The following is a 14767-nucleotide window of genomic DNA, read 5'->3' as shown; positions in this document are numbered from 1 at the left end:
ACGCTCATCTTTTCCTCTCTACGAGAGGAAAACTTTGGGCTAACAGTTCACAAAAATGCCCTGACTTGGCGTTAGTAAATTATCTGGATCGTAACGTCGCTTTGCACTTACCAGATTTCCCCAAACTGGACGAAAATGCTGCTGCCAATCCTTTTTGGAGAAGGACAGGGCGTTTACAGGATATTGATAACCACCCAAATCACGATTTTGCTCAAAGAGTCTACGATTATCATTGAGCATTTTTGTAATTACAGAATTGTCTGGTGGTACTGCTGTTCGCAATATGGCAAACAGAAACACAACCTTCTCGTTCGGAACCCGGAAATTGGGTAGCCCGAAGCGTTTAGTTTTAACTGGATACAGCAGAATTGGCCCTTGACCAGTGTCAGCTAGCGTTAAGTTGGCAGCGACTTCACCAACAAAACTGTTAACTGCACTACCTGAGACAAACAGGTTTAACCAAGGATGAGGATAAGACCAAACACCAATAGATTTGAGAAAGGCAACTGTAGGAGCTAAACGGTTGAGAAAATCAAAGTAAGTTTTATCCTCTATTTGTTGTGTACCACGAGTGTAGTTTAAGCCTGCAAGTAACAAACTGTTATTAGGTACAGAGGGAGGACTGTAAAAGCTAGCCGCTTCTAGTAGATAACGCCATCCACCAGCATTATTAGAAACTAACTGACCTTCTACATAGTTGAAGCGCTCATCATTGATGATTTCGCGTTGGTCACGAGTAAAGGTAGCTAAATCGTCATAATACAACTGAAACACACGGGCATTGGTAGTGGCGGGAATTAGCTTAATAGTTGCCTGTACGATAATTCCACATTGACCTAGCCCTGCTAGTACTGCTTCCCATAAATTGCGATTGTACGATAGTGAACAAGTTTCGAGATGACCAATACCAGTCACTACCTTCAGTTCTAAAACATTGTCAACTTGCACACCATAGCGATGAGTTGCACCACCAATACCTCCGACTGACAAAGTACCGCCGATAGAAAGTTCGATGTAATCAGTGAGAACGGGCGGTGTTAATCCCTGCACAAGTGTCTGTTGCAATAACTGACTCCATACCACGCCAGCATCAACAATCGCTCGGTCTGTACCAATGAAATGAATCTTGTTGAGCGTACTTAAATCAATCACAATGCCTGCTTCTACTTGTGACTGACCGTAGGTAGAGTGACCCTGACCGCGTGGGGCAACTTTGAGCTTGTAAGTCCGAGCGAATTGAATAATTTGAACAATATCCTCAATTGAGCCTGGTTTAAGTACTGCTAGCGGTTGACGATGCACAATATTACCAAAATCTATACTGGCATCAGCAAGTGTCGCATTATCAGTGTAAAGCACTCCATCTAGGGGAGGTAAGCTTTCAAAAACAGATGTGGCACTGGCAGATGTTACCCAGGAACGAGTAGTTAAATCAAACCCGATAACAATTGTGCTGGTAATCAAACCTCGTAAAACTGAGCGACGTGAAGTGTTTTGTCCCATAATTTTTACTTGGTAGTGTAATAGTTGCTTTTTCAGGTCAACACACTGATAGTTTTTAGCGTTTACTTAACTAAACTTGAATTTAAGTAAGTGAAAAGTGTAATTTTATGGCACAGCCATAAATTAAAAAATATACAATTATTCCATGAAAAATACGGTTAAATACTGTTAAGGCTATTACTATTTACTTGCAAAAGGCTGTAACTCAGCACTTATCACTACTCCTCAAACAATTCGCCAAATAATTCCCGTACCTTTTCTTTGGCATCCTCTAATGTCATTTTTCCTAAATCGGTAGCTCGGTAGAGGCGCCGGTTCTGTCGCCCGGATCTTTCCTCAACTGAATATAGATATCCCTTACGCTCCATATCGTGCAGCATTGGGTAGAGTGTTCCTGCACTGAGTTTATAGCCGTGGCGTGCCAATTCTTCAATAATGCCCAGCCCAAAAATTGGCTCCTGAACTGCATGATGCAGAATATGAAGTCGAATTAAGCTTGAGTAAAACTCTCTTCCATCCATTGGGCAAGGCTTTTGCAACACTTATACAATTTTGAATTTTAGATTTTGGATTTTGGATTGGGAATAGCTTTCTGAATCTAGGTTTTGTGAATCCATCTGTCGTAATGATTTTAGAAATTGGTATTAGAGTTTAATTTTCACGTATATCAGGCTGGGTGTTGTCGGGTTTTCCTACAGATACCCTGCACGGATGTCAGCATCGACACTAAAGCGGGTAATTTTGCATGTAATTCATCATACACAACATTTCAGTAGCATCTATGCAATGACTTATGCTCAGGATAGAAAGTAAGCACACAATCCAATACAGTTCGGTTAAGGTTTTTTGATCAAAATTTTACATGACAAAGACGCGATAAATCCCCGTCTCTACAAAGAATTGATTGTTGTAGAGACGGCGATTTATCGCGTCTCTTTTTTAACCGAACAGTATTGGCACACAATCAGTGTACAGATTTTTTCCAAAATTCAATAGAAAGTCCATATAAAAATAACTACTTGTAGAGAATTTCGTAGATGTGATTATGTCTTTTTATTTGTAGAAGCTACGCCAATTTGGCATGACTCAAACAACAAAACGGTGCTACAAAATTGAGATGGGAATCAAAAATAAACAATAGCTAATATTTGGAATCAGCTACAAACCATATTTGTTTGAAAATTCTTTAATCTGGTTATTTTTCATCGTTTGCCATTATTCAAAAGTATTTACAAATGACAAATGACAAATAACTAATGACACATTCAGAATATACCCCTGTTGAGATATGAGCAACCGCATTGCAGTTATTGGTCTTGGCTACGTTGGTCTACCTGTTGCCCTAGCATTTGCTAAAAAATTTCCCAATACTATTGGATTTGATATCAATTTAGAGAAAGTTAAAAGTTTAAAGCAAGGCATCGATCGCACAAATCAAATTTCCACCGATGAATTAATCAACTCTAGTCTAATTATCACTTCAGAACTCTACGATTTAGTAGACACAAACTTTTTTGTAATTGCCGTTCCAACCCCAGTTGACCGCAACCATAATCCTGATTTGACTTTGCTAATTAAAGCTTCTGAACTCGTTGGCAAAGTCTTACAACCTGGAGCGATCGTGGTGTATGAATCCACAGTGTATCCAGGGGTGACCGAGGATATCTGCAAAGCAACTTTGGCCAAAGTATCAGGCTTACGATCAGGTGTTGATTTCAAGTTGGGTTATTCTCCAGAACGGATAAATCCGGGTGATAAAGCTCATACACTAGAAAAAATTGTCAAAGTAGTAGCTGGGGAAGATGCGGAAACTCTAGAACGAGTTGCAAGTGTCTACACAGCTATTATTGATGCCGGTGTTTATCGCACCTCCTCAATTAAAGTAGCTGAGGCTGCCAAAGTCATTGAGAATACTCAGCGAGACTTAAATATTGCTTTGATGAACGAACTCGCGCTAATATGCGATCGCCTTGGTATCCGTACCCATGATGTTTTGGCAGCTGCGGGCACCAAATGGAACTTTTTGCGATTCACTCCAGGACTTGTTGGTGGTCACTGCATTGGAGTTGACCCTTACTATCTAACCACCAAAGCAGAAGAATTGGGATATCATCCCGAAGTCATCCTAGCTGGTCGTCGAATTAACGACAGTATGGGTACTTACCTTGGTCAGCGTTTTGTCAAACTCTTAATTGAAGCCAACCTGTCCATTAAAGAAGCGCGGGTAGGAATTCTCGGTCTGACCTTTAAGGAAAATGTACCTGACATTCGCAATAGTCGCATACCAGATGTGGTAAAAGAGTTGCAGCAATTTGGCATTGAACCACTCTTACACGACCCTCTGGTAGATCCTGATGAAGCACAGCATGAATACGGGATTGATTTAGTGGATTGGGATAACCTGTGTGATTTAGATGGGGTAATACTTGCAGTCAGTCATCAGGCTTATTTAGATATGCCTTGTGAACAACTTCTGAACTGTTTGCGTCCAGGTGGTGTACTGATGGATATCAAATCCATTTTTAGCAAAGCTATACTACCACCCCATATTCATTACTGGAGCTTATAGGAGAAACATCATGGTCAAGGTTTTAGTGACTGGCGCTGCTGGTTTTATTGGTTTTCACCTCAGCCAACGTCTATTGACCAGGGGTGACGAAGTTGTTGGTCTTGATAATCTCAATGATTACTACGATGTCTTCCTGAAAAAAGACCGTTTAGCTCAATTACAGGAAAGACCAGGTTTTAGTTTTTATCAACTGGACTTGGCAGACTCGGTAGCAATAACTGAACTCTTTGCCGAACAACGCTTTGATGTAGTGGTCAACTTAGCAGCACAGGCTGGTGTTCGATACTCCATCAAGAACCCTCATGCATATGTAAACAGTAATTTAGTGGGGTTTATTAACATTCTCGAAGGTTGTCGTCATTCAGGTGTTCAGCACTTAGTATTTGCTTCTTCTAGTTCTGTTTATGGTGCTAATACTAAAATGCCTTTTTCTGTTCATGACAATGTAGACCATCCAGTTAGTTTATATGCTGCTACTAAAAAAGCTAACGAATTAATGGCTCATAGTTATAGCCATTTATATGGTTTACCAACAACTGGACTCCGCTTCTTTACTGTTTATGGGCCGTGGGGTCGTCCAGATATGGCGCTGTTTTTGTTCACTAAAGCAATTTTGGCAAAACAGCCAATTGATGTGTTTAATTACGGTAAAATGCGTCGAGATTTTACTTATAGAACCCATTTGACATCTAAGAAGGTGCTGCAAGCCTCTTAATCATTAGCCTGATGAAGCAGATATTGAGTTTGGCAGTGGCACTAACCAGGGTTCGTTCAAAGTTCTTAACCAGAATTTTACAGCGCTCCATCCAAGCATTGGAGCGTTCGATCACCCATCTAGCTATTGCCGGAACAAATCCAGATTTTCCTTGTGCCGCTTTCTCTTGTTTTGAGGGTTTCGTAGAAAGTTGAAACTGAATTTTGGTCATGATCTCTGGGTAAATTCGCTCTAACTCCTGAGTCAAATATTCTGGGTGATACCCATGATCTAGCAGGATAGTAATCTTGGGAATATCGATAGGTTTTGACTTGAAGTAGTCGATGTTGAGAGTAAACATCTCAATTAATCCGGCATCATCCGAGACATTGGCGCGAGTACAGAGCGTAAAAAAGGGAAACCCAAGGGTGTCAATAGCCAAATGCCTTTTAATACCGTTGGTGGCTTTGTAGAAGCAAAAACCTTTCGACTCCACACTGGCGTTGCAGGTATTTTTCACTGCTTGGGAGTCAATGATGATCAATGTCGTCCAGTGCGGTTTTTTTTTTACCTGTTCACGCACTTGTCCATGTAAGACACTCATCAGTTCCTCAAATACCCCGGCTGCTCGCCACTGTTTGTAGTGCCAATATACAGTGGAATAAGGGGGGAGGTCTTTAGGTAAGTCTTGCCAATTGCATCCATTTTTTAGTTGATAGAGAATTCCATTGAAGATATCTCGCTTTGGCCAGTTGGTCGGTCGAGTCTGCTTCTTAGTCGGTAATATCTCTTGCAATAAGGGTTCAAAAATTTCCCATTCTGCATCAGTGAGGTTGCTGGAATACGCCATTAGTATTGGATTTTAGATGCTGAGGAGTACCTTAATTCAAAACCTCACAAGATGTCAAATGGGTTCTATATTGACGACATTGTAGAAGGTGTTGTCCGAGTGATGGATAAAATTCCTGAGCCAAATATCGCTTGGTCAGCAAATACACCCGACCCAGGAACGAGTAAAGCTGCTTATAAAATTTACAACATAGGTAACAATCAACCAGTTGAATTAATGCGCTTTATAGAAGTACTGGAAGATTGTTTGGGAATAAAAGCACAAAAAAATTTGCTACCTCTGCAACCTGGTGATGTCCCCGTTACATATGCCGATGTTGATGATTTAGTCAAGGATGTAGGCTTTAGACCGAGTACGCCTATTGAAGTAGGAATTGAACGTTTTGTAGCTTGGTATTGTTCTTATTATCAAAAAGCTAGTAATCCAACAACCCAAAATTTCTGGGTGAAGGTCGGGAGTAGGGAGTAGGGAATAATGAAAATACTGCATATTTGTGCAATTGGAGGCACTGTTGAGACGCTTTTACGACCTCAAATTGATTATTTTTTGTCCCATAATCTATCGGTTGAAATAGCTTGTTCTCCAGGTTTAGATGTTGAAAAACTACAACAACGGGGTTATGTAATTCATCCAATTGAAATTGATCGCCGGATTTCTCCTGTTAGAAATTTGAGAAGCATTTATCAATTGACACAATTAATGAGGCAGAATCAGTATGACCTTGTTCACGTACACACTCCTATTGCTGCTGTCTTAGGTCGGATTGCTGCTAAGCTAGCTGGTGTTAAAAGAATTGTCTATACTGCTCACGGCTTTCCGTTTCACGATCGCTCCTCACCTAATGAATATCGTTTTTATTTTACTGTTGAGAAACTTGCTGCTTTCATTACTGATTTGATTCTTACCCAAAATTACGAAGATATTGCCACGGCTAAAAAATTAGGTATGTGTCCGCCGGAAAAATTGCGTTATTTGGGTAACGGTGTAGATATTAATCGATTCCAACGCGAGCGCCTCAATTCCACTCATCAAATTGAATTACGAAAATCTTTAGGCATACCCGATAATACCGACTTAATTATTGGCACAATTGGACGCATAACTCATAAAAAAGGTAGCGGATATTTAATTGAAGCCGCAGCCAAATTACTGCCTGATTTTCCGAATTTACAAGTTTTAGTAATTGGCTCTCAACTTAGTAGTGACCCTGAACCTTTCCAAAAGCAACTAATTGAAAAAATTCATGATTTGGGACTTGAAAAACATGTGATTTTGACAGGAGAACGTGAAGATATACCAGAAATTTTAGGTTTATTAGATATCTTCACTTTGCCGACATTCACCCATGAAGGATTACCGCGATCTATTGTCGAAGCAATGTCAATGGGTTTACCAGTTGTCGCTACAGATATTCGTGGCTGTCGAGAAGCAGTAATTCATGGAAAAACGGGTTTAATTGTACCACCTCAAAATAGTGAAAAGTTAGCTGAGGCTTTGGGGATACTATTGTCTAACTACGAGTTGCGACAAAGTTATGGTAAAGCTAGCCGTGAACGTGTCGAAGTTGATTATGATGAAAAATTAGTTTTTAAACGGCTTAATAAGTACTATCAAGAGTTAGGAATTTATTGACTATCCAAGCAGCGATCAATTAGTTAAAAAGAATTATTAACCTCTTGATTTCTCTCTGTGTTCTCTGCGTTCTCTGCGGTTCGTAAAAAAAATCACGCAGAGACGCAGAGGCAAAGAGAAGAGGAATGAGAAAGATTTTGAGAGTGGAGGGGGTATTTATGAATGGTGAGAAGTTTGAGGGTGTTGATTGGAAAAGGTATAGCAGGTTAATTAAATCTATATTGGATAGAGTTGTGGCAGCGATCGCCTTAATTTTTCTTTGTCCTTTATTTGTGGGTGTTGCGATCGCCATTTATTTGCGGATGGGTAGTCCAGTTATTTTTACCCAACCTCGTCCCGGTAAAAATGCTCGGATTTTTAACTTTTATAAATTCCGCACGATGACCAATGAATGTGATGCCCAAGGCAATTTTCTTGCTGATGAAAAACGCCTCACAGCCTTCGGTAAATTCCTGCGTCAAACAAGTCTTGATGAATTACCTCAACTTTGGAATGTCTTGAAAGGAGACATGAGTTTTGTTGGTCCTCGTCCATTATTAGTAAAGTATCTTGACCGCTACACACCTCAACAAGCACGTCGTCATGAAGTCAAGCCGGGTATTACTGGCTGGGCACAAGTTAATGGTCGCCGCACATTGGATCAAATTTGGCATAAAAAATTCGAGTTGGATGTTTGGTATATCGATCGCTGGAGTTTGTGGCTTGATTTGAAAATTTTATTCATGACTGTATGGCAAGTAATTCAGCGAAAAAGTATCAGCCAAGAAGGTCACGTTACATCAGAGGAATTCACAGGTCAACTTAAAAGCGATCGCCAATAGATGTACAGGAAGTGAAAAAGCATGAGTCTTCAACAGATACGAGATGTATCCGCAGCGGTGCTAACCTCCATGACAGAAGAAGAATGCGCTGATTGGTACCGCAAACGGGGAACCCATGTGATTCGGCATCGCGATCGCTACTGGAAGGAAACAGTCCGGGGTTTTTATCAGCCGTTGCATTGGTTAGCACGTTTAAGCGCCCAAGAAGCAAACTCTCCAACGCCGCTATCTTGGGGATTTCAAGCAACATTATCTGAAGTTGACGCAACAGCGGCTAACGCTTCAATGCCAATTCATTGGTTGCCCAATTTGGAAAACTATGATTTCCACAGTCTGACATCAAATCGCCGAAATCATCTGCGAAGGTGTTATAAGCGAGTCAATATCGTGCAATTAGATAAACCCACACTTTTGCAGCAGCAGGGATATGAAGTCTTTTTATCAGCATTGAAGCGAACAGCTCACCGTCAGATACCTTCAAAAAAAGAGTATCTGACGGGAGTTGCTGATTATGTTGTCCCTCAAAGGCAGTTGATTCTTGCAGGTCTTAATGGTGATGAGCTTCTCGGCTATGTGACAGGACACGCTGTCAACAGTATCGCTTACATTGATGAAGTAACCATAGCTACTGAAGCATTGCCTACTAATATTGGTACCGGATTACTATTTGAATTTGCACAAGTCTGTCGCCGGTCTGGGTTAATTCGTGAACTTGTTAACGGTTTGCACTCAAGAGAAGATGAAAAACTCTGTGTCTTCAAAGAAGGAATGGGTTTCCAAATAAAGCATATTCCTGCAAAAGTACAGATGAATCCGATGATTGAGCAATTCATCCAGTGGCGATATCCAGATAAATATTATCGCTTGGTTGGTCGTCAGGTGCGTAGGCGTAGCCCGTCGTAGACATCGCACCAGATTTTCACCAATACTCAAAATACGAAAAGTAAAGGAGTATGAGTTTTCAACAAATGCGAGATGTATCCGAAGCAGTGTTGACCTCAATGACCGAAGAAGAATTTGCCAGTTGGCGCTGCAAGGAAGGCGCAAACGTTATCTTTCATCGTGGGTGCTATTGGGAAGAACGACATTTTGGTTTCTACCAGCCAATCCATTTGTTAGCCCGCTTACAGGTTCAACAAGTAAGTCCCCCGATGCAACTATGCTGGGGATTCCAAGCATCATTGTGTGAAAATGACGCGGTAAATGCTAACGGGTCAATCCCTATTCATTTATTGTCTAATCTTCAAGACTACGATTTATATAGCGTCAACAAGAACAGCAGACAAAATATCCGCAAAAATCGCCATCTGTTTAACATTGTGGAGTTAACTGGTACACAGCTGCTACAAGAGCAGGGATATGATGTTTTTCTCTCAGCGACTACACGAACGCGATCGAAACCATTGCTTTCTAGAGAGAAATATATGGTGAATCTTGTAGACTATGTTGTGCCCAAACGTCGGCTGATTCTCGCAGGACTTAGTGGTGCAAAGCTTTGTGGTTATATCACCGGCTATGCTATCAACGGCACTGCATATGGAGAGGATCTCTACATCACCACTGAGGCATCAAAAAACAATATGAATAGAATATTGCTTTTTGAGTTTGTGCAAGTTTGCCGTCGTTCTGATGGAATTTATGAGTTTGCGATTGGCCAGCACTGGCGCGAAAAGCCGGGAATAGTTGAATTCAAAGAAGGAATGGGCTTTCCCATCACATATATCCCTACCAAAGTGCAGATAAATCCCATCGTTGAGCAATTTATCCGTTGGAAATATCCACATAAATACTATCGGTTGACCGGCCACGATTGATATTCAAAAAAACACTGCTCAGTAAAAAGAAGGAAATTATATTAAATATTGAATATAGGAGAACTTAATGGATTATAAAATAGTTAGTTTGTCAGATCCATTGTGGCTGCAAATTTTAGATAAATTAAATCATGATATATATCATTTGCCGGAATATGTAGATTTGGAAGCAAAAAGAATTAATGCTATTGCCGAAGCTATATTGATATTTGAAAATGAAAAAATATTGTTTTTACCTTATTTATTGCGTTGTGTAAATAATTTATTTGAGACGCACATTGAAATTCCATTGATTTGGGATATTGTATCTCCTTATGGTTACCCTGGAATTTTATTGAGTGAAGCCGCAGCGAATACGCCAGAGTTTTTGGAATTGGCATTAAATCAGTTAATAGTTGGATTGAGCGATCGCCAAATTTGTTCAGCCTTTTTAAGGCTACATCCAATATTAAACCAAGGATTAAATCAAGTTTTACCACTTGGATTGTGTCAAGTAAGTGGCGAAACTGTGTCGATAGATTTAAGCCTATCAACATCAGAAATTTGGCATCAAACTAGACCAGAGCATCGCAATCATATCAATAGATGTAAACGTCATGGATTTACTGCAAAAATGGTTCGATTAGAAGAGTATATAGATAAATTTATGATTGTATATCACGAAACCATGAACCGCGTAGAAGCAAAAGAATATTTTTATTTTGATTATGATTATTTTCAAGCTTTGGCAAATTTAAATAAAAATATTTACCTATGTCTCATAGAATTGGATAATAAAATTGCCTGTGCTGGAATATTTAGCGAATGCTGTGAAATAGTTCAATACCACCTTGGAGGAACAAAAAACGAGTTTTTGAAACAAGCTCCGAGTAAATTAATGTTTGATTACGTTCGATTTTGGGCTAAAGAACGCGGAAATAAATTTTTGCATTTAGGTGGTGGTGTTGGCTCAGCTAAAGATAGCCTCTACAATTTTAAAGCAGGGTTTTCTAAACAAAGACATCTATTTTTGACACTCCGCCTAATTACAGACGCAGAAAAATATGATTCTTTAGTAGAATTACGAGCTAAATCTTTAAAAACCCAGCCCAAAAATTTACTTGAGTCAAATTTTTTTCCTGCGTATCGTTCTTTTAATTGAGTGAAAACTAACAGTATTCACACTAAATTGTGATTTGAAAACTGTTAAATATACAAGTCAATCGATAGCAAACTCATTCAGGCAATGTGCATGAATAAACGAATCCTGCTTTCAACACCACACATGGGCGATCGCGAACTAGAATTAGTCAAAGAAGCTTTTGAAACAAACTGGATTGCTCCTATTGGTCCCCATGTTGATGCTTTCGAGGAAGAATTTTGTCAAGTAACTAATGCTGGTTATGCTGTTGCTGTAACTTCCGGTACAGCAGCTTTGCATTTAGCTTTACGATTAGTTGGTGTTGAGGCTGGGGATGAAGTTTTTTGTTCTACCTTAACGTTTATTGCTAGTGCTAACCCAATCATTTATTTAGGGGCAAAACCAGTATTTATTGATAGCGATCGCACTTCATGGAACATGAATCCCCAATTGCTAGCAGAAGCGCTAGATAGCCGCGCCAAAAAAGGCAAATTACCTAAAGCAGTTGTGGTTGTACATTTATATGGTCAAAGTGCAGATATTGACCCAATTTTGCAGGCTTGTAATCATTACGATATACCCTTAATTGAAGATGCTGCTGAAGCTTTAGGAGCTACCTACAAAGGACGTTGTTTGGGAACTTTTGGCCGCGTTGGTATTTATTCATTTAATGGTAATAAAATTATTACTACTTCTGGCGGGGGTATGTTAGTTTCTGAGAATTTAGAATTAGTAAAAAAGGCGCATTTTTTAGCAACCCAAGCACGCGATCGCGCTCCTCACTACCAACACTCAGAAATTGGCTATAATTACCGTCTCAGTAACATTTTAGCTGGTATTGGTCGGGGTCAGTTGCATGTATTAAATCAGCGAGTAGCAGCTAGACGACGCAACTTTGAAATTTATTACCAGGCTTTGAAAAATTTACCAGGAATAGAATTTATGCCAGAAGCAAATTATGGATATGCTACTCGCTGGCTGACCTGTATAACAATAGATTCTGAGGCTTTTGGTGCCAACCGAGAACAACTGCGCCTAGCACTTCTTGAACAGCAAATTGAATCCCGTCCTGTCTGGAAACCTTTGCACATGCAGCCTATTTTTGCCGAATGTGAATGTTTTGGTGGCGTAGTATCCGAAGATTTATTTGCAAACGGTCTTTGCTTACCTTCTGGGTCTAATCTCACAGATGAGGATTTAGAAATAGTAATTAATCAAATTGAAACAGTCCATCATCAAACTCTAAAAAATCACCAACAAATTATCAATTCTTCACTTGCAATAATTTAATAAAACTTCTGCAAAACTGCTAGATAAATAATTATCAATTACAAATAAATACCAAATTTTTCTCTTTTACTTTTCGCATTTTTCAATAAACTTATAGCAAAATTACTTCTTTGCGTTCTCTTCTCTGCGCCTCTGCGTCTCTGCGTGAGAAAAAAATATAGCAAATTTATGCCTTTCATAACTCATAACTCCTAACTCCTGAATTATCATTTATCAAAAACTCGCAATTATTTTATGAAAATACAAGAATCTTCTCCAAATTTTGATAACTATTGGCAAGTCCTAAAACGTCGTTGGATTCCTGCTTTAAGTGTTTTTATCTGTGTGTTCATAACCTTACAGGTAGCTACATTTTTCAAAAAGCCTTATTACTTAGCAGAAGGCAAACTAAAATTCCAAAGAATAAACACTACTTCTTCTTTAACAGGAGTAGGAACAGAAATGGGTAAATTAGAGCCATTAGTTGATAATAAAAATAATCCTCTTAATACAGAAGCAGAAGTTATTCGTTCTGTCCCAGTTATAAACACTACTATAAATAGACTCAACTTAAAAGATAAAAATGTACATATAAAAACTAAACGATTTCTACAACAGCTGACAATAAAGGAAGTTAAAGGAGCCGATGTTCTCAGTATTTCTTATAAAGATACAAACCCAGAAATAGCTGCACAGGTTGTTAATACTCTCATAGATGTCTATTTAGAATACAATATATCTGCTCATAGAACTCAAGCTACAACTGCTCGCAAATTCATAGAAAAACAACTGCCAAATGCAGAATTAATCGTTCGACAAGCAGAAGCAGAACTAGCACAATTTAAAGAAAAATATAAAATTGTGTCCTTACAAGAAGAAGCAAATAAATCACTAGAACTCATTACAGAATTACAACAGCAAATTAGTGAAGCTCAATCTAGATTTGCTGATGCTGAAGCGCAGACTCAAGGAATCCGCAAACAATTGGGTATGAACTCCCAGCAAGCTGTAATTATGACTTCCCTTAGTCAAACTTCAGGGGTACAAGATATTCTCAAAGAAATCCAACAGCTAGAATCACAATTGGCGGCTAGGCAGACTATTTTACAAGACAATCATCCGGAAATTATCAATTTGCAATACAAATTAAGCTCTTTAAATAGGCTACTAGAACAACGGGTCAAAAACGTTGTAGGCATAAGTTCAGCCCAACTAAATAATAATTTTCAACTAGGACAATTACAACAGCAACTTTCTGCAAAACTTGTAGATTTAGAGTCAAATCGTCTGGGTTTAGCAAGTCAAATCACTACTTTATCTGAGTTACAAGCTGCTTATAAACAACGCTTGAACAATCTGCCAAGATTAGAACAACAACAGCGACAATTAGAACGTAAAGTACAAGCTGCACAATCTACCTACTCACTTTTACTACAAAAACTGCAAGAAAGCCGAATAGCAGAAAATCAAAATTTAGGCAATGCAAGTATGATATCGGAAGCTGAAGTTCCAGAAGAGTCAATTTCCTCTCCGATGTTTTTGTATTTGAGTGCAGGTTTATTGTCTACTTTAGCAGCTTTGGCGATTGTGTATGGTTTGGAAAAAATAGATAAATCAATTAAGACTACCGATCAGGCTAAGGAATTATTGAAATTTACTTTATTAGGGGTTATTCCTGCTTTTAATAACTCGAAAAAGTCTCTTCGTGGCAACGAAGAACTCGAATTATATAGTAAAAGACTTATGGTTCGAGATGCACCGCGATCGCCTATTAATGAAGCATACCGTATGCTGCGAGCAAATCTCAAATTTCTGAGTGCTGATAAGGAACTAAAAGTTATAGTTATCACTAGTTCTGTACCCAGAGAAGGCAAATCTACAGTAGCAGCTAATTTAGCGATTACAATGGCTCAAATGGAGCGCAAAGTATTACTAGTAGATGCGGATATGCGCCGTCCAGTTCAGCATAAAATTTGGGAATTAATTAATAATCAAGGATTGAGCAATTTAATTGTTGGACAAGCTGAAATTAGTACAGCTATCCAACAAGTAATGGATAATTTGTATGTCCTTACTTGTGGAGTTATACCTCCTAATCCAGGTTCTCTCCTTGACTCAAAAAAAATGGCTGCGTTAATTCAAACTTTTTCTGTTTACTACGACTTCGTAATTATTGATGCTCCATCATTGAACGTTGCGGCTGATGCTGCTACTCTAGGACAAATGGCTGACGGTGTGTTATTTGTCGTTCGTCCGGGGGTAGTTGATTGTGTTAGTGCCACCATTGCAAAAGAACTTTTAGAAAAATCTGGTCAGAATGTCTTAGGACAGGTAGTAAATGGAGTTATTCCCCAGCATGAACGCTACAGTTATTACTACTCAAATGAGGAAAATAATGAAGAATTACGAAGCCAAAAATCAGGTGTTAGAATCAAGTTGCCTGGTTCATAATTCACAACTAAATAACACTGTCAATTTTGATAAATTTTCTATTA

General features: G+C 39.0%; 13 protein-coding genes and 1 pseudogene. 11 read left to right on the top strand and 3 right to left on the bottom strand.

From position 1 onward, the window contains the following. Positions 1–39: 39 nt before the first annotated feature. Positions 40–1503, bottom strand: a complete 1464-nt coding sequence (locus tag IQ276_RS13055) for an FAD-binding protein (protein WP_193916841.1) — start codon at positions 1501–1503, stop codon at positions 40–42. Between the two features lie 218 nt (positions 1504–1721). Beyond that, positions 1722–2042: a PadR family transcriptional regulator gene (locus IQ276_RS13050; protein ID WP_235115628.1), complete on the bottom strand. Its 321-nt coding sequence runs from the start codon at positions 2040–2042 to the stop codon at positions 1722–1724. 307 nt (positions 2043–2349) lie between these two features. On the opposite strand from IQ276_RS13050, the gene IQ276_RS13045 reads away from it, so the two are divergent. The 3 genes from IQ276_RS13045 (at position 2350) to IQ276_RS13035 (ending at position 4787) form a co-directional block, all read left to right on the top strand. Then, complete coding sequence (locus tag IQ276_RS13045) at positions 2350–2499, top strand: hypothetical protein (RefSeq protein WP_235115627.1); 150 nt, start codon at positions 2350–2352, stop codon at positions 2497–2499. Between the two features lie 292 nt (positions 2500–2791). Beyond that, positions 2792–4072: a nucleotide sugar dehydrogenase gene (locus IQ276_RS13040; RefSeq protein WP_193916839.1), complete on the top strand. Its 1281-nt coding sequence runs from the start codon at positions 2792–2794 to the stop codon at positions 4070–4072. Between the two features lie 10 nt (positions 4073–4082). Then, positions 4083–4787: an NAD-dependent epimerase/dehydratase family protein gene (locus tag IQ276_RS13035; RefSeq protein WP_255264322.1), complete on the top strand. Its 705-nt coding sequence runs from the start codon at positions 4083–4085 to the stop codon at positions 4785–4787. Here the strand turns inward: IQ276_RS13035 and IQ276_RS13030 are convergent. After that, positions 4762–5616 carry an IS5 family transposase gene (locus IQ276_RS13030; RefSeq protein WP_235115308.1) on the bottom strand — a complete coding sequence of 285 codons (855 nt, stop codon included), beginning with the start codon at positions 5614–5616 and terminating at the stop codon, positions 4762–4764. The genes IQ276_RS13035 and IQ276_RS13030 overlap by 26 nt on opposite strands. 48 nt (positions 5617–5664) lie before the next feature. On the opposite strand from IQ276_RS13030, the pseudogene IQ276_RS13025 reads away from it, so the two are divergent. The 8 genes and pseudogenes from IQ276_RS13025 to IQ276_RS12990 all read left to right on the top strand — a co-directional run. Continuing rightward, a pseudogene (locus tag IQ276_RS13025) lies at positions 5665–6084 on the top strand (Rossmann-fold NAD(P)-binding domain-containing protein); the annotation flags it as partial. A gap of 6 nt (positions 6085–6090) precedes the next feature. Next, positions 6091–7248, top strand: a complete 1158-nt coding sequence (locus IQ276_RS13020) for a glycosyltransferase family 4 protein (RefSeq protein ID WP_193919566.1) — start codon at positions 6091–6093, stop codon at positions 7246–7248. Positions 7249–7406: 158 nt separating this feature from the next. Beyond that, positions 7407–8069: a sugar transferase gene (locus IQ276_RS13015; RefSeq protein WP_193919564.1), complete on the top strand. Its 663-nt coding sequence runs from the start codon at positions 7407–7409 to the stop codon at positions 8067–8069. Positions 8070–8090: 21 nt separating this feature from the next. Continuing rightward, entirely contained in the window at positions 8091–8972 is an 882-nt protein-coding gene (locus IQ276_RS13010) for a hypothetical protein (protein WP_228043246.1), read from the top strand. A gap of 50 nt (positions 8973–9022) precedes the next feature. After that, entirely contained in the window at positions 9023–9883 is an 861-nt protein-coding gene (locus IQ276_RS13005) for a hypothetical protein (RefSeq protein WP_228043245.1), read from the top strand. A 67-nt stretch (positions 9884–9950) separates the two neighbouring features. Further along, the gene (locus tag IQ276_RS13000) at positions 9951–11024 is read left to right on the top strand and encodes a GNAT family N-acetyltransferase (RefSeq protein ID WP_193919562.1); all 1074 of its coding nucleotides are present in this window, start codon (positions 9951–9953) and stop codon (positions 11022–11024) included. A gap of 90 nt (positions 11025–11114) precedes the next feature. Further along, positions 11115–12293 carry a DegT/DnrJ/EryC1/StrS family aminotransferase gene (locus tag IQ276_RS12995; RefSeq protein ID WP_193919560.1) on the top strand — a complete coding sequence of 393 codons (1179 nt, stop codon included), beginning with the start codon at positions 11115–11117 and terminating at the stop codon, positions 12291–12293. 234 nt (positions 12294–12527) lie between these two features. Then, complete coding sequence (locus IQ276_RS12990; RefSeq protein WP_235115626.1) at positions 12528–14723, top strand: GumC family protein; 2196 nt, start codon at positions 12528–12530, stop codon at positions 14721–14723. Positions 14724–14767 lie beyond the last annotated feature (44 nt).

This window comes from Desmonostoc muscorum LEGE 12446 (genome assembly GCF_015207005.2).
In the GTDB taxonomy this organism is placed as follows: domain Bacteria; phylum Cyanobacteriota; class Cyanobacteriia; order Cyanobacteriales; family Nostocaceae; genus Nostoc; species Nostoc muscorum.
Note: the sequence above shows the minus strand (reverse complement) of the source record. Positions and strands in the feature narration are given on the sequence as shown.

Bases quoted from the DNA above. Each gene is read 5' to 3' on its own strand.
- IQ276_RS13055 (WP_193916841.1), bottom strand. From the start codon at position 1,503: ATGGGACAAAACACTTCACGTCGCTCAGTTTTACGAGGTTTGATTACC.
- IQ276_RS13040 (WP_193916839.1), top strand. From the start codon at position 2,792: ATGAGCAACCGCATTGCAGTTATTGGTCTTGGCTACGTTGGTCTACCT.
- IQ276_RS13035 (WP_255264322.1), top strand. From the start codon at position 4,083: ATGGTCAAGGTTTTAGTGACTGGCGCTGCTGGTTTTATTGGTTTTCAC.
- IQ276_RS13030 (WP_235115308.1), bottom strand. From the start codon at position 5,616: ATGGCGTATTCCAGCAACCTCACTGATGCAGAATGGGAAATTTTTGAA.
- IQ276_RS13020 (WP_193919566.1), top strand. From the start codon at position 6,091: ATGAAAATACTGCATATTTGTGCAATTGGAGGCACTGTTGAGACGCTT.
- IQ276_RS13015 (WP_193919564.1), top strand. From the start codon at position 7,407: ATGAATGGTGAGAAGTTTGAGGGTGTTGATTGGAAAAGGTATAGCAGG.
- IQ276_RS13010 (WP_228043246.1), top strand. From the start codon at position 8,091: ATGAGTCTTCAACAGATACGAGATGTATCCGCAGCGGTGCTAACCTCC.
- IQ276_RS13005 (WP_228043245.1), top strand. From the start codon at position 9,023: ATGAGTTTTCAACAAATGCGAGATGTATCCGAAGCAGTGTTGACCTCA.
- IQ276_RS13000 (WP_193919562.1), top strand. From the start codon at position 9,951: ATGGATTATAAAATAGTTAGTTTGTCAGATCCATTGTGGCTGCAAATT.
- IQ276_RS12995 (WP_193919560.1), top strand. From the start codon at position 11,115: ATGAATAAACGAATCCTGCTTTCAACACCACACATGGGCGATCGCGAA.
- IQ276_RS12990 (WP_235115626.1), top strand. From the start codon at position 12,528: ATGAAAATACAAGAATCTTCTCCAAATTTTGATAACTATTGGCAAGTC.